This window comes from Shewanella sp. Isolate11 (genome assembly GCF_022398315.1).
Classification (GTDB): Bacteria; Pseudomonadota; Gammaproteobacteria; order Enterobacterales; family Shewanellaceae; genus Shewanella.
Genome location: NZ_JAKEVF010000006.1, coordinates 76,124 through 94,445 on the forward strand (window position 1 = coordinate 76,124; position 18,322 = coordinate 94,445).

The following is an 18,322-nucleotide window of genomic DNA, read 5'->3' on the forward strand; positions in this document are numbered from 1 at the left end:
ACCTGAATATCAATACTTAACCTGAACTCGGGATAACGAATGGCGGAAAATCTAAATTTCACAGGCTAATTGCTGTAGATACTGCTGCATAAAAGCTTGTCGTTTCTCAGCCTCTTCCTTACCCGCTTGGGTTTGCATGGTTTGGGCAAGTTGCAATAACTTAAGATAAAAATGATCGATAGCAAATTGACCATCATCAGGAATACGCCCACTGCAAAACGGATCCTCTAAATGATATAACGACCGACCTAAACTACAACTCACCTGAATACAACGCGCGATACCTATGGCGCCAAGAGCATCGAGTCTGTCCGCATCCTGTAACACCTTAGCTTCGATAGTTGTCGCGACCACATTGGCACTAAAGCTGTGTGCCACAATCGCATGATGAATATCGGCAAGATACTGCTCGGGATAATGGATACTTTGCAAGAAAATAAGCGCCTGATCGGCTGCCAGAAGAGAAGCCTGCTGACGTTGAGGATGATTTTTCGGTAAGGCGACACAATCGTGTAGCCAAGCGGCCGGAAGCACCACCGCCAATTCGGCTCCACTCCGCTCTGCCAAGAGTTTAGCTGTTTTTACCACACGTTTGACATGCTGCAGATCATGGGCAGCATCGGTTTGTTGAAGTGATGAAATATACTCAACACACTGCTGTTCTAGCAAATGCAAAGATGGCGAAACCGACAATCTTATCTCCAAAAACAAAAAAGGCTGACCTATAGTCAACCTTTTGCTTATCAAATGGCAAGTGCTTCTTGGCTTATACCTGTTACATATCGCAGGCTTTTAACGGTTTCCGCAACTGGGCCCGAACGTTATCCATCCCCGAATAAAACTCTTTCATCATCAACAAGCCCATCATCTTACCGTTATCGGTCACAATCAGATTATCCGGATCGGTCGGGTCATTCTTAATGGCACCGATAGCCTTCATCGAAGTCATCTCTTTAAACAGCGCCCAATCTAGGTTAACCCCGAACGTTTCACGGAAATATTTACGAGACAGACGGCCCGAGAACATACCCAATAAGAAACGATATTGCATCACATCTTTCTTATTGTAGTTTTTCTGCTGCTCAACACCCATACGCCCAGCGGCGATGTTTTCTTGGTATTTTTTCAGAGAGAAATTGTTCACGTACAAGGTATCGTTTAAGAAACTAAACGAGCCTGAGCCTACTCCCAAGTATTCATCATAATCAATAACGTATTCATCAAAACCTTCATTATCGGTTTTACCGAAAGCCCATGCCGATAACTGGTTATATTGACCGTTGAGGCTATTCAAAATTTGACGATATTGGCGCGCCATATCACCTTGAGGTGCAGCAAGTTTACCCTTAACACTCTTGCGCGTTTGATGGGTGATCATCAGCGGGTACGTGGTAATTTGACGAGGATCTAAACGTGATGCCATATCCAAGTCATGCTGAATGACCTCGTCAGTTTGACCTCGGAAACCAAAAATTAGATCGACGTTGATGATTGGGAACAGCTCTTTAGCCGCCATGATCTTATCGAACGTTTGCTGGCCTGTACCAAACTTCTCGATTCTATCTGTCATCGCTAAGATATCGTCATTAAAACTTTGTACCCCAATCGACATGCGATCCACCAAGCCCTCTAGCTGTTTAAAGCCAGGACTGTCGAGGTGTTGAGGATCCGATTCACAAGAAACCTCTTTAATACTCGGAAACAGGGTCTTAGCGTGTTCAATAGTGCGTGCCAGTTCATCTTCGAGTACTGTTGTGGTGCCGCCACCGATATACATGGACTCGAAGTCATAACCTAAGGCTTTGACCATATCCATCTCTTTACGTAGCGAGATAAAATAGGCGCGAGCCTTATCTTCCTTGAACAAGAAACGATGGAAGGTACAGTAAGAACACAGGGTGTGGCAGAAAGGTACATGTGCATAAAGCATGTACTTTTTGCCTTCGATAGGCGCAGGCATCATAGAGGCTGACTGCGTATCGAGACGCAAGTTCTTGTCGACATAGTACTGCATGACACGCTCCATTGAGCTTAGCATCCAGCTTGGGACGGTAATATTGGCTTGGTACGGCTTATTCAAGTCACTGGCAACCGTTTGAAAATTTATCGACATAATGCTTCCTAGCTAATTCTAGCCTTAGATTTAAAACCATTGAATAAATGAAATTAAACGCGGGTATCTGATTGTTTTCACGCTAAGTAAAACTAACATTTACGATCTATATAAAACGTGAACTGTCCTTCAGTTACAACACCTAACAGTATTTTGAAGTCATAATTGTTAAGCAAGTCATACTTTAGCGATTAATAATTTATTATAGCCACTAATAAATGTGTAGTAGAGGGAATGACTAAAAACCACCATGAGTCAGTCTTTCAGGATTAAGCAGTTCGGTGAGTTCCTGTTGACTTAACTCCGTCAACTCAGCGGCCACGTCAATAATAGGCCTATGTTGTTGATAAGCCTGTTTAACGATTTTCGCCGCTGTTTCATAACCCACTTTAGGGGTTAACGCCGTAACAAGAATAGGATTACGGCTTAAAGTCGCGGCGATCTGCTGTCGATTAACGCTAAAATTAGCAATCGCCTTATTGGCTAACAGCCTGCTGACATTGGCTAGGATTTCGATACTCTGCAATAAATTCGCCGCGATTAATGGCTGCATCACATTGAGTTCAAAATTTCCCGACTGGCCACCGACAGTAATAGCCGTATCATTACCCATCACTTGAGCGGCAACCATACAGGCCGCCTCGGGGATCACAGGGTTTACCTTTCCCGGCATGATTGACGAACCAGGCTGCAATGCTTGCAACTCGATCTCACCCAACCCCGCCAAGGGCCCTGAATTCATCCAGCGAAGGTCATTACTGATCTTCATAATGGCAACCGCCGTGGTTTTCAGCTGTCCAGACAAGGCCACCGCCGTATCATGGCTAGCTATGCGACTAAATAGGTTATCGGCTGGATGAAATTGCATTCGAGTTAACAAAGACAACTTTTCACAGAAGACCCGACTAAAATCAGCATGGGTATTTACCCCCGTTCCCACCGCTGTGCCGCCTTGTGCCAATGCCGATAACGCAGGTCGTATGGCCGTGATCAACTGCTGACATTGCACCAGCTGACTCGCCCAACCTTCGAGCACCTGACTGAAACGCACCGGCATGGCATCCATTAAATGTGTGCGTCCGGTTTTGATATCAGCATCGAGTTCCTCAGCCTTATTGCTAATGGTATCAATAAGCAATTTGAGCGAAGGCTGTAGCGTGTGTTCGAGGGCCAATAAAGCACTGATATGCACACAGCTAGGAATAATATCGTTGCTACTCTGCCCCATGTTAATCACATCATTGGGGCTAATCTCTTTCGACAACTTTTGCGACACCAAAGTGGCCAATACCTCATTGGCATTCATGTTGGTGCTAGTTCCTGAACCCGTTTGAAAAATATCCACGGGGAAATGGCGCATCAGATGAGGGTCGGCCAACAAGGTTTGTACCGCTTCAGCAATGGCCAGATAAGTGGATCTGTCGAGTAGTTTTAATTCTGTATTTGCTTCTGCTGCAGCCAACTTTGCTAACAGCAAAGCGCGAATAAAATTACGTGGAAGCGTTTGGCCACTCACAGGAAAATTTTTGATCGCCCTCGCCGTCTGGGCACCATAGAGTGCATCGACAGGAATGTCGATCTCACCCATGCTGTCATGCACCGATTTATATTCCATAGCTAAGCCCAAGGTTAATCACTATCGATAACTTGAGCTTAGGATAAATTCTAAGAAAATTCAGATGCTTTGAAACGGCATAAAAAAACACCCCGTTAGTAATCTAACGAGGTGTTTGAATTATCGCTGAGTTTGAACACTTCAGGCCTTGGCCTCAAATGTCTCTCTTGCGTTATTGTTTGTACTTAAGCGTACCGTTTTCTTTGATTTCATCAAACCAAAGGTTGTGATGCTGGGTCGCCCAGTTTTCATCACAGTAACCCGATACCATACACTCCATACCACCTTCAGACATTACAGTTGCCATAAAGATATGTACGATAGAGAAAGCACAGATAATGATAGCGCTGACAGAGTGAAGCACTAATGCGATTAAGCTTAATGTACGGCTAGGCTCGAACAAGTTCGGGAATAGCAGCAACATACCAGACGCAGAGATAATGAGGCCAAATAGCGCGAACGCCCAGAACCACATTTTCTCACCTGCGTTAGCAAAGCCCGCATCAGGGTGCTTACCTTTAAATGGACCAAAGTTGATGTAACCACCAACAACGAGGAACCACTTAACGTCATACATCTTAGGTAGCTGGTTCTTAGCCCACAATGTGGTCATAAGCGCCCAACCTATCATGAACGGAATTGCCATGAAATCGTGGATCTGCTTCGATGCGTAAACCATGCCCGCCCAGAAACCTTCACCTAAGTAAGGCTGGAAGAAGAAGCGACCCGCAAGCAGAGTCAAACCGGTCAAGATCAACAACAAGCAAGGGATAGCCCCTAACCAGTGGATAGACAAGTCAAACTTAGACCAACGGTAAACCATCTTACCCGAGAAGCCATGATGCAACTTCGAGATACCATTTACTTTAATAAACAGCACAAAGATGATGATCATGCCAAATAGCGCCAACATTAATGCAGGTGCTAACCAGTCACTACGTAACTCCAATACGCGCAAGTCGTAGGTGTTAATCGGCTGGTTATGGAACTGACCATGTGAAGAGGTGTATCCCGTTGCCCCAGCTTGTAGCTCAGACCAGATCTGCCCTTCAGTTGCCTGAGTATGGCTATGATCTGTGGCGCCATCATGCGCAAATGATAAAGCACTAAAAGTGGTGCCAATCACTAACGCTAAGATCACGCTAAATTGTTTGAACCATTTGTTCATATTACATCCTTATCGTCCACACCGAGCGAACTCGGCGTGGATTATAGTGGCGTTATACAAGTGAGGGATTAGCCCCAAATCGCATTTTTTGAGCCACGGTATGCAACACGCTCACGGAAGATGTTTGAGATAACCTCAGCATCACCAGCAAGCAGTGCTTTGGTAGAACAAAGCTCAGCACACATAGGCAGTTTGCCTTCAGCAATACGGTTTGAACCGTACTTCTGACGTTCTGCATCTGAATGGTTCTCTTCAGGACCACCAGCACAGAAAGTACATTTGTCCATCTTACCGCGAGTACCAAAAGCGCCCTTCTTAGGGAACTGAGGTGCGCCAAACGGACAAGCGTATAGGCAGTAACCACAACCGATACAGGTGTCTTTATTGTGAAGCGTTAAGCCATCTTCAGTCTTGTAGAAACAGTTTGCAGGACAAACCGCTTGGCATGGTGCATCAGTACAATGCATACATGCTACAGAGATTGAAGCTTCGCCAGGTTGACCATCATTGATGGTTACTACGCGACGGCGCTGAATACCCCACTCTAGAGCAGAGTCGTTTTCGTTTTTACATGCAGTGACACAGCCGTTACATTCGATGCAGCGCTTGGTATCACATAAAAATTTCATTGTAGCCATGTTGGTAATTCTCCCAGTACTTAGGCTTTAGTGATCTGACAAAGCGAAGCTTTAGTCTCTTGCATCTGCGTCACAGGGTCATAACCATAGGTCAATGCCGTGTTTGCAGACTCACCAATCACATAAGGCACTGTACCTTCTGGATAGTTAGGCGCTAGGCTTTCACCATGCATAACACCAGCAAAGTGGTATGGCATCCAAGTCACACCTGGTTTAACGCGAGGCGTTACCATAGCTTGGATCTTGATACGGCCACCTTCAGCACCTTCTAGCCATACAGTGTCACCATTACGGATGCCACGGTCTGCTGCGTCAGCTGGGTTAATTTCAACAAACATCTCTTGTTGAAGTTCGGCTAGCCATGGGTTAGAACGAGATTCTTCACCACCACCTTCGTACTCAACCAGACGACCAGAAGTCAAACCGAGTGGGTACTTGTCAGTGCTATCAACTTCTTGGATTGACTTGTACAACGTTGGTAGACGGTGTACTTGCATATCGTCATAAGTTGGGTACTTAGCAACAAGATCACGACGTGGCGTATATAACGGCTCACGGTGAACAGGCACTTGATCAGGGAAGGTCCATACGATACAGCGCGCTTTCGCGTTACCGAATGGGATACAACCATGTTTCATCGCCACACGTTGGATACCACCAGAAAGGTCGGTCTTCCAATTCTTACCTTCTGCTTCCGCTTTCTCTTCAGCAGTTAGGTCATCCCACCAGCCAAGCTGTTTCAGCATGTCTGCGGTGAACTCTGGGTAACCATCTTGGATTTCAGCACCTTTAGAGAAGCTGCCTTCGGCCAATAGATTCTTACCTTGGTATTCAACACCGTAACGAGCACGGAAGTTACCGCCGCCCTCAAGTACGTGTTTGTTTGTGTTATACAGAATTTGGGTACCAGGGTGTTTCTGCTCTGGTGTACCCCAACATGGCCAAGGTAGACCATAAGTTTCGCCTTTCGCTGGGCCGCCTTCAGCTTCAAGAGTCTTGTTGCTGAATGTACCCCAGTTTTGGGTGTGTAACTTCAGACGCTCAGGGCTTTGACCTGACATACCGATAGTCCACATACCGCGATTGATTTCGCGAGTAATGTCTTCGATAACCATTAGGTCGTTGGCATCTTTAGCGATGCGCTTGGTGTACTCTTTATCGAAGCCCAATTTTTGCGATAGACGGTACATGATCTCAAGGTCGGTCTTAGACTCGAACAATGGCTCAATGACCTTCTCACGCCACTGTTGGCTACGGCCAGAGTTAGAAACCGAACCTTCAGTTTCAAACTGAGTCGCTGCAGGTAGCAAGTACACACCATTTTGACGACGATGCATTACACCCGCCATTGTTGGGAATGGATCCACAACAACCACAGTGTCCATCTTATCTAGCGCTTCACGTACGTCATTTTGACGAGTTTCGGTGTTAACCGATTGCCCCCAGAAGAACGCCATACGAACGCGATCTTTCTGTGCTAGTTTTTCAGGTGTTTCAAGTACACCGTCATGCCAGCGAGAACATGGGATACCAGGAGTGTTCATTGGAACGCGACCTAGGTATTCGTTTTGGTCGAAACGACCTTTAACCCAGTCAAAGTCTAGATCCCAAACGTGAGACCAGTGCTTCCAAGAACCTGTCTTAAGACCGTAGTAGCCTGGTAGCGTATCGAACAGTAGACCTAAGTCAGTTGCACCCTGTACGTTATCGTGACCACGGAAAATGTTAGTACCACCACCAGAAACACCCATGTTACCTAGGGCAAGCTGAAGGATACAGTAAGCACGAGTGTTAGCGTTACCCACGTGATGCTGAGTACCACCCATACACCAAACCACAGTACCAGGACGGTTATCAGCCATTAGCTTCGCCGCTTGGTAAACATCTTGCTCACTTACACCTGTGATGTGCTCAACTTCTTGAGGTGGGAACTTCTTCACTTCTTCGCGAATAGTGTCCATCTCGAAAACGCGCTGCTCGATAAAGGTCTTATCTTCCCAACCATTTTCAAAGATGTGCCAAAGCATACCGTAAATGAATGGAATATCTGTACCTGGACGAATTGCACAGTGATGATCGGCTTTCGCTGCAGTACGAGAGAAACGTGGATCAACAACGATGATCTTAGCGTTGTTTTTCTCTTTCGCGATTAAGATATGCTGCATCGATACTGGATGCGCTTCAGCAGGGTTAGCCCCGATGAAGAAGATTGCATTTGCATTCTGGATATCGTTGAAAGAGTTAGTTTGCGCACCGTAGCCCCAAGTGTTTGCAACACCGGCTACCGTGGTAGAGTGACAAATACGTGCTGAGTGGTCGACGTTGTTAGTACCCCACATAGCCGCAAACTTACGATACATGTAGCAGCCTTCGTTAGAGAACTTAGCGCTACCCATGAAGTAAAGTGAATCAGGGCCAGACTCTTTACGGATATCTAACATCTTGTCGCCAACTTCGTTTAAAGCTTGCTCCCAAGATAGTTTCTTCCACTTACCGTCAACCAATTTCATTGGGTACTTAAGACGCTTCTCACCATGACCATGTTCACGAAGAGCCGCACCTTTAGCGCAATGGCCGCCAGCATTGAATGGATGGTCGAATGCAGGCTCTTGACCTGTCCAAACACCGTTTTGTACTTCTGCGTATAAACCACAACCTACCGCACACGCACTACATACAGTACGTTTAATTTCCGTTGGTGCATCATGTGGAATGTCTTTGGCCTCGGCGCGACGCATCATGCCAGTACCAAGAAGAGAGGCTGCTGCAATACCACCAGAAGTGATACCTGCATGCTTCATAAATTGACGACGACTAATACCTAAAGTTGGCTTAGCAACTGTTGGTGTCTCGTTTGATGTGCGAGTTAATTTCATCGCTGGAATCTCCTAAATTAGCTACGCAAGCTGTTGTAATAACTGCGGATATGTGCAGTTTCATGGTAGCTATCAGTACTTTTCGCACTGGTCTTTGTTTCTGCTGCATTCGCGACACTTACACCGGTAGCGGCGATGGCAACACTAGCTGTGCCACCTACAGTGATCGCTTTCAGCAATGATCTACGAGCGAGATCGGGCTGTTGCTTTTTCATTCTTTCTCCTAGAGAAATAAGGCAGTTCATAACTAAGGATGGTTTATGCAAATTAGGCCAGAATACGTTGCTAACAAATTGTTATGACTTAGTACTTGCTTGGTGAAATTTGTATCTTTAGTAAAAACATCCAATTAATTGCCCCTGCAATATAAGTAAGAAAAACACCACAGATATTGATCTAAATCGGGTTAACCGGTTACAAAAAATGGATAAATCACCAAAGTGTTAAGCTAATCATGTTTAGCGCAAAATAATTTGGTAAACCAAGACAAAAAATGGTCGAATTTTCTTCAACTTAGATGTGAAAATTTTGTTATTGTCGTCGAAGGAATACCGCGGTAATTGCCATTTTTTACTGCAATATCCACCAAGCAGAAAAAGCATAAAATTGCGCGAAAAGTTTTTAGAATATGTTTTGGGAATGAGATTTAGAAATATGTAAGAGCTTACGCGTAATAATCGTTATTATTTATTACTGCGCAAGCTGAGTAGATTTGAACGACGGCTTATTTTTTATTGGTATCAAGATTTGGTTTCATCGATAACAGAGCGACGTAAATTAATCCCAATATCGGAATAATACTCAGGAGAAAACCTATCAAGGCTGATATTTTAGGGGAACCGGTTTTCTTCATCCCTAAATAGTAACTCAACGCAGCTATCAACAGCATAACAACTATGACCGACTGACCAATTAGCGATGCATTAATATTCATAAACCACTTCCCTTTGCTGATATAACATTCTTATTTTGCTCAACAATGAAGGATTTAAAATGTTCAGTCAATCATGTGGTGATCTGAAGCTATCCAGCAACTCAAATTATCCCTCCTATATTCTGCCAATAAAAAACACCCCGTTAGTTACCTAACGGGGTGTTTTAACAAATTTGCAGGTAAGAAAAACTTTCCCGCTAATCCTTATAAGTCAAGCTGCCGTTTTCTTTGATTTCATCGTACCAAAGATTATGGTGCTGTACTGCCCAGTTCTCATCACAGTAACCAGACTTCATACATTCCATACCACCTTCACTCAGTACTGTCGCCATCCAAATATGAACGATAGTAAAGGCGATGATGATAATAGCACTGAGTCCGTGAATCAGCAGTGCGAACATCGACGCTTCACGTGGAAGTTCGAGGCCAGGCATCACCAACATGATCCCAGATACACCGATGAACAAGCCAAATAAGGTGAGAGTCCAGAACCACATCTTCTCACCCGCATTAGCAAAGCCACTATCAGGGTGCTTACCTTTAAATGGGCCAAAGTTAATATAACCACCGACCACTAAAAACCACTTCAGGTCGTACATTTTAAAGGTTTGCAGCGGCATCCACTTAACCACGCAAACAGCCCAAGCCACCATAAATAAGGGGCCAACATAGTCGTGGATAGTTTTACTACCATAGATTAGCGATCCCCAAATGCCAGAACCGACATAAGGTTGCAGTACGTGCTTACCTAGCATGATGTTAAGACCCGTGAAGATCAACGCCATGCACGAAATAGCCAGTACCCAATGGATCAACAGATCCGCCTTACTCCATCGCAGCACCATCTTACCGGAGAAACCATGACTCAATTTTGATGGACCATTAACAAAATAGAACAACAAAAATGCGCCAAATACACCAAGCACAGCAAGCGCCATCACTGGGGTTAAATAATCATTTTTAATGTTCGTCCCTTCGATGGCCGACACATTGATCATTACCCCACCTTCAGCACCTTTGGCTGTGGTGTATCCCTTGTCTCCAGATTTTACGGCTCGCCACAGATCGGCATCACTGGTATTTGCATTAGCCATCTGCTGGCTGGTTTGCTCACCCGAAGCAATAGCACTGGTCGTCAGACCCAGCCCCATTACTAATATCAGTGGTAAAACCAAAACCGTGAATAGGCTGCGCAGTGATTTTAATAACATAGTCACTCCTTTAACAGAGTGTGGGCCCGAAGACCCACAGTCCTATTCACTTTAGACGCCAGTCTTAGGGGTGTAACCCCAGATAGCATTTGGGTTACCACGTTTAGCCATACGTTGGCGGTAAATATCAGATACCACCTCAGCATCACCCGCTAGCAGTGCTTTAGTAGAACAAAGCTCTGCACACATTGGCAATTTACCTTCGGCTAAACGGTTAGCACCGTACTTCTTACGCTCTGCTTCAGAGAAGGTCTCTTCTGGACCACCGGCACAGAAAGTACACTTATCCATCTTACCGCGGCTACCAAAAGCGCCCTGTTTAGGGAACTGAGGCGCGCCGAATGGGCAAGCATAGAGACAGTAACCACAACCGATACAAGTATCTTTGTTGTGTAAAGTTAAGCCGTCTTCAGTTTTGTAGAAGCAGTTTGCAGGACAAACCGCTTGGCAAGGCGCATCGGTACAGTGCATACATGCCACTGAGATTGACGCTTCACCTGGCTGACCATCATTGATGGTCACTACGCGACGACGTTGGATACCCCACTCGAGAGCGGAATCGTTTTCGTTCTTACAAGCTGTGACGCAACCATTACACTCGATGCAGCGTTTGGTGTCACATAGAAATTTCATGACTGCCATAATGGCTTATCTCCTCATCAAGTTCAGTTAGGCTTTAGTGATCTGACACAAGCTAGACTTAGTCTCTTGCATCTGAGTCACTACGTCATAGCCGTAGGTCAAGACGGTATTGGCTGACTCACCAATGATGTAAGGTACCGTACCTTCTGGGTAACTCTTCTCTAGGCTTTCACCTTCGAAAACACCCGCAAAGTGGTATGGCATGAAGCACTCACCATTGATAACGCGTGGCGTCACCATAGCCTGCACCTTAATCTTGGCGCCTTCAGGACTGTGAACCCAAACATCATCACCGTCACGAAGACCACGATCCGCAGCATCACCAGGACTGATTTCAATAAACATCTCTTGCTGAAGTTCAGCTAGCCATGGGTTAGAACGGGTTTCTTCACCACCACCTTCATATTCCACTAAACGACCCGAGGTCAGTGCAAGTGGGAAGTCTTTAGCAAAGTCTTTATCTTGAATTGACTTATACAGCGTAGGTAGACGTGCAACCATACGGTCATCATAAGTAGGATACTTAGATACCAAGTCACGACGCGGTGTATACAGAGGCTCACGATGCACAGGGATATCATCTGGGAAGTTCCAAACGATACAACGCGCTTTCGCATTACCGTAAGGAATACAGCCATGTGCAATAGCCACACGCTGAATACCACCAGAAACATCTGTCTTCCAGTTTTTACCTTCAGCTGCCGCTTTTTCTTCCGCAGTCAGATCATCCCACCAGCCAAGCTGCTTGAGCATCTTGTCAGTAAATTCTGGATAACCATCTTTGATCTCAGACCCCTTAGAATATGAACCTTCAGCCAAAATGTTATTGCCTTCATGTTCTACACCGTAACGGGCACGGAAGTTACCACCACCATACTTCACTTCACGATCGGTACGATAAAGGATTTGAGTACCAGGATGTTTCATCTCTGGTGTACCCCAACATGGCCAAGGTAGACCATAGGTTTCACCTTTAGCTGGACCACCTGGAGCTTCAAGCGAGTTAATGTCGAAGGTACCCCAGTTTTCTTGGTGCATCTTCAAACGCTCAGGGCTTTGACCAGTGTAACCGATGGTCCACATACCTCTGTTGAATTCGCGAGTAATATCTTCAATCAACGGCTCATCGCCATTCACCTTGATATTCTTACAGAACTCTTTCTCGATACCCCACTTCTTAGCCAGTTTATACATGATCACGTGATCAGGTTTTGACTCAAATAGCGGTTCGATAACCTGAGTACGCCATTGGAGCGAACGGTTAGACGCCGAAACTGAACCGTAGGTTTCAAACTGAGTTGCTGCAGGAAGTAGATACACACCATCTTTACGAGTGTGCATAACACCCGCCATTGTTGGGAATGGATCCACAACCACCACAGTGTCCATCTTGTTCAATGCTTCACGCACTTCACGACCACGGGTTTCGGTATTAACAGACTGCCCCCAGAAGAATGACATACGAATATTATCTTTCTGAGCAATCTTAGACTTATCTTCAAGTACACCATCATGCCAACGAGAACATGGGATACCGGTAGAAGTCATTGGATCTTGGCCAAGGTATTGCGCTTGATCGAAGCGATTTTTTACCCATTCATAATCCAATTCCCAGACGTTACACCAGTGCTTCCAAGAACCAGTCTTCAAGCCGTAGTAGCCAGGTAGCGTATCGAATAGCAAGCCGAAATCGGTTGCACCCTGTACGTTATCGTGACCACGGAAGATGTTTGTACCACCACCAGAAACACCCATATTACCCAGAGCAAGCTGAAGGATACAGTAAGCACGAGTATTGGCATTACCAATGTGATGTTGAGTACCACCCATACACCAAACAATGGTGCCCGGCTTAGTTTCAGCCAGCATCTTAGCAACACGATACATCTGCTCTTGCGGAACACCAACTACATTCTCAACCTCATCAGGAGTCCACTTAGCCGCAGCTTCGCGAATACGTTCCATACCGTAAACACGCTGGTCGATGAAGGTTTGGTCTTCCCATTTGTTTTCGAAGATATGCCACAGTAGACCATAGATATAAGGAATATCTGTACCTGGGCGAATATGCACGTACTCGTCAGCTTTCGCAGCAGTACGGGTGAAACGAGGGTCGACGACGATAATTTTCGCGCCGCGCTCTTTACCTTCCAAGATATGTTGCATTGCTACAGGGTGAGCTTCAGTTGGGTTTGAGCCAATGAACATCATCGCCTTAGAGCTACGAATATCGTTGAAAGAGTTGGTTTGCGCACCATAACCCCAAGTGTTTGCAACACCGGCTACAGTGGTAGAGTGACAAATACGCGCTGAGTGGTCGACGTTGTTAGTGCCCCACATCGCTGCGAATTTACGGTATAAATAGGCCTGTTCATTAGAGAACTTAGCACTACCCATGAAGAATACTGAATCTGGACCCGATTCATTACGGATATCCAATGCTTTTTGGCCAACTTCTTCAATCGCTTGATCCCAAGAGAGACGTTTCCACTTACCGCCTTCCAGCTTCATTGGATACTTAAGACGTTTCTCACCGTGACCATGTTCACGTAGCGATGCACCTTTAGCACAGTGTCCACCTGCGTTGAACGGATGATCGAATGCGGGTTCTTGACCAGTCCACACCCCATTTTGCACTTCAGCATAGATACCACAACCCACGGAACAGTGAGAACAGATAGTACGTTTTACTTCGGTTGGTGCATCATGTGGGACTTCAGAGGCTTGCGCTTTACGCATCATTCCTGCGCCAAGCATAGAGGCCGCGGCAATACCACCAGTAGCAAGACCTGCTGACTGAAGGAATTGGCGACGATTGAGACCTAGGACGGGCTTTTTAGTAGCTTCTGCCTGGTCTGTTTTGCGGGTTAATCGCATCACACACTCTCCTAATGTTATTGAATTACTGCGTAGTTACTTTGATGTTTAAGTAGCAATACTGCTTTTTTACTTAGAACGTAACGACGCGTAATAACTACGAATATGATCTGTCTCTTTATAACCATCGCCAGTCACTGTTTCAGTAGTCTCAGGTGTCGCAGCCATCGCTTGGCCACTTACCGTTGCTACCGCACCAGCGGCACTACCTACAGCCAAGGCTTTCAGTAGTTGACGACGACTCATATCGGAAGCTTGCTTCTTCATAGTGTCTCCTTATTTTGACTCAACATTGACTCGCAACTCTTATCATCTCGATGAGGCAATAAAACAGGTTTTCCTCATCCTAAAAATTGCGAATCTCCTTTACGCTGAGGGCGAGCCCTCTGTTTTCTCTATGCCAGCAGGTTTTCACCTGCTGGCATATCAGATCACCACAAACTATGAGGCAAGCTCACTGGTCGATGGTGTAATTTTTTCCGCTTCACTACCTGGGCAGTTAACCGGAATATTTAAACTTAGTTGTTCAAACTCATTCGCTTCGATAACGAAAAAGGCTTTGGCTAGCTGGGCAACCGTTGCGTAAAAAGCCGCGCTTGGCGTGCGACTTAAATGGTCACAAAAACGCTCGATCCAACTACCAATATGACGTTGATAGAAGGCCAATTGGCGATAACCTGGTGCTTCCAAAATCAAAGTGCCCATCACTTCGCACAGCGCCGCCACATGATCTTCCGGCTCTTTGACATCTTCACTGCGCTCAAAACCTAATTGCATTAAGTCTTGGCGTAACAAAGCCAGCGGTTTATCCATTAATGAGCCCGTCATAAACCAGCTGCCATAAGGTAAGATTTCGCCACTTCCCACGCCTAAGAAGATATTAAAATATTCATCTTCGAGCTGTTCGCTAGTGAATTGACCCGCTGCTAATTTCAACGCCGACCAAGCTTTAGTCATGTCGCTATCATCATCGACATCGATTTCAAGGTTCGAAAGAAATTGCAACAACTCATCGCTTGGCTGGCTGCGCAACAGTGCTGCCAGAAGCTGATAAATATCGGCTCTTAACTGATCGTTTTCTGATACTTCTCTTACTAATTCGGTCATAGCTAAACTCTTATCGCAGTTGCTTTTCAGGATCTTGAAGGATGTCTTCAAACATATCTTTTACTCGGCAGTCACCACACATTTTTAATCTTTCTGTGTTGGCACTGAAGGCGCTATGGCCTCCGACTACATCCAACATTCTTTTCACCATAGATTGGGTGGCAAAAGGAGTGCCGCATCGGATACATTCAAATGGAGCTTCTTCGTTCAAGGTTTGACGTTGCTGACGAGCAGCCGCATCGAAATTCATTTGTGAGGTCAGGCTGATCACTTTCTCAGGGCAAGCCGATTCACATAAACCACACTGGATACAGTCTTGCTCAACAAAGTGTAGCGCAGGAAGGTCACCACCGTCGGTTAATGCTTGAGTAGGACAGGTAGACACGCAAGACAAGCACAAGGTGCAGTTGTCAGTATTTACCGTGACCTTACCAAAAGGGATATTGCTTTTGCTCAAACAAGTATCGGTCGATGCCGCTTGGCTATTAAGGTGATCGATGGCGGCATAAAGTGTCGCACGCTTAGTGGTGGCCGCAAATTCACCTGGCACAATTACTGGCCAGCTGGCACTGGTTTCTACCAAGGCTGATAGCTCACCAAGTTGATTCTGGTTGATCACGCTCACACGCTGCGGTTGACCCATTTCATCAAAAATATCATTGGCAAGTTGCTGTTCACCATTAAGCATTTGCGTCAATGTCGGCGCGGTCGCATCGGTATTAAGCACAATAATTTGTCGTGCGCCCCAAGCTAATGCCGACATCCAATGATCCATGCTGGCCACGGTGATCTCTTCAAGCTCAACAGGAAGAATCGCACCATGCAGCTCTTCGTTAATTAACGCAGCCCCATTGGCACCATCATGGAATAAGATCACGGGGGCCGTTTGTGCCTGCTCGCGAAAACGACTCACAATTTTATGTAAGTACGAATGCAAAGCTTGTGGCGTCGGTAAATCGTAGCTTATCGCACCGGTTGGACAAGCATTGGTACAGCTACCTGCACCATGACAAAGATAAGGGTCAATTTCGATTTTCTTGGCCACACTCGAGATTGCATCGGCTGGACAGAAATTGAGACAACGGTTACAGCCTTCAATGCCGTTACGGTTATGGGCACAGATATTACTGTTTACTTTGACATAACGCGGTTTGTCGAATTGACCAACCAAGTCAGGCAGCTGCGCGATAGCATCTGCGAGTTTGTCTTCATCCTGGCCGACATAAAAATAGCCCGGAGGCAGCATCTCAAGATTGATACAGGGTGATTGACTCAGGTCGAGGATTAAATCGAAATGGGCTTTACGAATCGCCACCAGACTTAAATCCGCGGTACCGTTTTCAATCTCGACCTTAACTTGGAATTGGCCTAGAAAACCTTTAATTTCAATTAGCTTGTTGTAATAGCTTTCGACATCTTCGGCGGCTGCCATCACCTTTTCGAGATGGGCTTCATCTTGGCTGGTAATGGATTCGTTGGCGAGAATCGCACGTTGGCCCATATTGGACAATTTGTCTGCCGCGAGGCGAGCTAAATCTTCGGGGCCAATGACTAATACATTGCCCTCAGTGGTATAGCTTACTGTTGGTGGGATCAGGTTTTGAAGAATTTGCGTCTGTCCCAACACTTGCTGACGAACCTGCTTTAGGTCGGTCAAACTCTCACTACTCTTAAAATGCATGCTCACATTGCGTTCCTGAACAGTTTTGGCTTTTGCTGTCAGCGAGGCGGCTGTTGTGCTCTATTGGCATGCGCTTAATGCGCCAGCTTCACCTTAAATATCAACAACAAACAAAGTTGTTGATTAATGTGCTTTATTACAGCAATTCACGTACCAAAATTATGGATTTAAAAACACTCTAAACTAACCTTAAACAACGGGAGGCTTAGGTGTAGCTTGTGGGTCTGGTTCATTTTGGGTCAATTCAATGCTTTCCGCGTCCAAATTGTCCGCAGTTATTGCATTGTCCGAATTGTCTATATCTTGCTCAGTTGCCGCAGTCATCTCTTCTGCTTCAACTTGTTCTTTATCCTCATCTTTAATGATGTGACGGAAAACTTTCTTGGCTAATTCAGCTGAAGCTTCGCTACTCAGCTTTGGTTGATTAGTGTAATCGAGAGCATATTCCAGCAAGCCATCAATTTCGTTGTAATGTGGCTGCTTCCACAAGGCTCTTAGGGCTGCGGTTTTAGCCGCAGGATCGACATTGTCAGCCATAAAACTCGCAAAACTACCACCCACCTCAATTTTTTCAGGATCAGGTAAGTCTGCTGCAGTTAAGACTCTATCTTCTGGCGTTTCGGTAACGCTTGTGTCGCTCTCGGGAGCAACGTCTGCCGCGTCTACAACCTGAACCGATTCATCGGTCAATTCAGCAGTCGCTTCGGCTTGCTCTTCTTGTTGTACTTTCTGACGACGCAAATTCCAGCGTGCCAAGAAACCTGATGGTTGATCAGTCATTATGAAACCTGCCCACGATTTGCATTACTACTCGGCCCTTCGTTCTTTCTGCGATTAACATGCTTACGACGATGGGCACAAATTTCAACTTCGCCGTGACGAGTAATGAAGGCTTCAATCCAACAAGCAACTGCATCAGGCATAGCAAAGTTCAGTACTGGGGTATCTCCTTCAAGACAGCCTGCGGCGACGTTTTGATCGGCAGAGATCATCGTTGGCACCCAAGTGCCATCTTCAAGCTCATCACAAACCACATACAACATGGCGTTATCCATATCGAGGTTGATGCGATAACTGCCCCGCTCATCTTTATGCAGCTCTAAAGCAATCAATTGCGCACCAGGGGGTGCATCTTGTGAACCGGGTAAGACTTGGTCGAGTTCCCAACTTTCAGCTATCCAACGCCCTACCTGCTTTTTCACCTTCTTCAGCGAAACATACATGGGCCATTGATTTTCAGTGCGTAGCATTGCGTCTCCGTTTACTGATTTAAAATCGGAATACAGCTATGTGCGTTTCCGATTACGGGTAAGCTCTATATGTCTTAAGTCAGCAAAAAGCATGCCAGCAAAGGAGTTACAATAGTTTGAACTAGATCATCAATTCCTCCTTTATAGTAGGACAAATTGTCCTACTTGGATTTTTTAGCGGGACATAAAAGGACGTTTTGCCATTGAGTC

General features: G+C 45.7%; 16 protein-coding genes. All 16 read right to left on the bottom strand.

The window, feature by feature from the left end; all coding sequences use genetic code 11:
* Positions 1-51: 51 nt before the first annotated feature.
* The 16 genes from L1D21_RS14130 to L1D21_RS14205 all read right to left on the bottom strand — a co-directional run bounded on the left by L1D21_RS14130 (position 52) and on the right by L1D21_RS14205 (position 18,112).
* The gene (locus tag L1D21_RS14130; RefSeq protein ID WP_239845913.1) at positions 52-693 is read right to left on the bottom strand and encodes an HD domain-containing protein; all 642 of its coding nucleotides are present in this window, start codon (positions 691-693) and stop codon (positions 52-54) included.
* An 82-nt stretch (positions 694-775) separates the two neighbouring features.
* Positions 776-2,113, bottom strand: a complete 1,338-nt coding sequence (locus L1D21_RS14135; protein ID WP_239845914.1) for a coproporphyrinogen III oxidase family protein — start codon at positions 2,111-2,113, stop codon at positions 776-778.
* Positions 2,114-2,351: 238 nt separating this feature from the next.
* The gene (locus tag L1D21_RS14140; RefSeq protein ID WP_239845915.1) at positions 2,352-3,728 is read right to left on the bottom strand and encodes a class II fumarate hydratase; all 1,377 of its coding nucleotides are present in this window, start codon (positions 3,726-3,728) and stop codon (positions 2,352-2,354) included.
* 172 nt (positions 3,729-3,900) lie between these two features.
* Positions 3,901-4,896: a formate dehydrogenase subunit gamma gene (locus L1D21_RS14145; protein WP_239845916.1), complete on the bottom strand. Its 996-nt coding sequence runs from the start codon at positions 4,894-4,896 to the stop codon at positions 3,901-3,903.
* Between the two features lie 68 nt (positions 4,897-4,964).
* A complete protein-coding gene (fdh3B, locus tag L1D21_RS14150) occupies positions 4,965-5,534 on the bottom strand; it encodes a formate dehydrogenase FDH3 subunit beta (protein WP_239845917.1) in 570 nt (189 codons plus the stop codon).
* A 20-nt stretch (positions 5,535-5,554) separates the two neighbouring features.
* Complete coding sequence (locus L1D21_RS14155) at positions 5,555-8,410, bottom strand: molybdopterin-dependent oxidoreductase (RefSeq protein WP_239845918.1); 2,856 nt, start codon at positions 8,408-8,410, stop codon at positions 5,555-5,557.
* Positions 8,411-8,427: 17 nt separating this feature from the next.
* Complete coding sequence (locus L1D21_RS14160; protein ID WP_239845919.1) at positions 8,428-8,625, bottom strand: formate dehydrogenase; 198 nt, start codon at positions 8,623-8,625, stop codon at positions 8,428-8,430.
* A gap of 509 nt (positions 8,626-9,134) precedes the next feature.
* Positions 9,135-9,344, bottom strand: coding sequence for a hypothetical protein (locus tag L1D21_RS14165; protein WP_239845920.1), 210 nt, complete (start codon positions 9,342-9,344; stop codon positions 9,135-9,137).
* Between the two features lie 197 nt (positions 9,345-9,541).
* The gene (locus L1D21_RS14170; protein WP_239845921.1) at positions 9,542-10,555 is read right to left on the bottom strand and encodes a formate dehydrogenase subunit gamma; all 1,014 of its coding nucleotides are present in this window, start codon (positions 10,553-10,555) and stop codon (positions 9,542-9,544) included.
* A gap of 51 nt (positions 10,556-10,606) precedes the next feature.
* Complete coding sequence (gene fdh3B / locus L1D21_RS14175; RefSeq protein WP_239845922.1) at positions 10,607-11,197, bottom strand: formate dehydrogenase FDH3 subunit beta; 591 nt, start codon at positions 11,195-11,197, stop codon at positions 10,607-10,609.
* Positions 11,198-11,224: 27 nt separating this feature from the next.
* Entirely contained in the window at positions 11,225-14,074 is a 2,850-nt protein-coding gene (locus L1D21_RS14180; RefSeq protein WP_239846009.1) for a formate dehydrogenase subunit alpha, read from the bottom strand.
* Positions 14,075-14,143: 69 nt separating this feature from the next.
* Positions 14,144-14,341, bottom strand: coding sequence for a twin-arginine translocation signal domain-containing protein (locus L1D21_RS14185; RefSeq protein WP_239845923.1), 198 nt, complete (start codon positions 14,339-14,341; stop codon positions 14,144-14,146).
* Between the two features lie 174 nt (positions 14,342-14,515).
* Positions 14,516-15,181, bottom strand: a complete 666-nt coding sequence (locus L1D21_RS14190) for a molecular chaperone TorD family protein (RefSeq protein ID WP_239845924.1) — start codon at positions 15,179-15,181, stop codon at positions 14,516-14,518.
* A 10-nt stretch (positions 15,182-15,191) separates the two neighbouring features.
* Positions 15,192-16,862 (bottom strand): 4Fe-4S binding protein, encoded by a 1,671-nt coding sequence (locus L1D21_RS14195; protein ID WP_239846010.1) that lies wholly within the window; start codon positions 16,860-16,862, stop codon positions 15,192-15,194.
* Positions 16,863-17,051: 189 nt separating this feature from the next.
* Positions 17,052-17,642, bottom strand: a complete 591-nt coding sequence (locus L1D21_RS14200) for a DUF3306 domain-containing protein (protein ID WP_239845925.1) — start codon at positions 17,640-17,642, stop codon at positions 17,052-17,054.
* Positions 17,642-18,112 carry a DUF3305 domain-containing protein gene (locus L1D21_RS14205; RefSeq protein ID WP_239845926.1) on the bottom strand — a complete coding sequence of 157 codons (471 nt, stop codon included), beginning with the start codon at positions 18,110-18,112 and terminating at the stop codon, positions 17,642-17,644. The genes L1D21_RS14200 and L1D21_RS14205 overlap by 1 nt, the downstream gene beginning before the upstream one ends.
* Between the last annotated feature and the right edge of the window lie 210 nt (positions 18,113-18,322).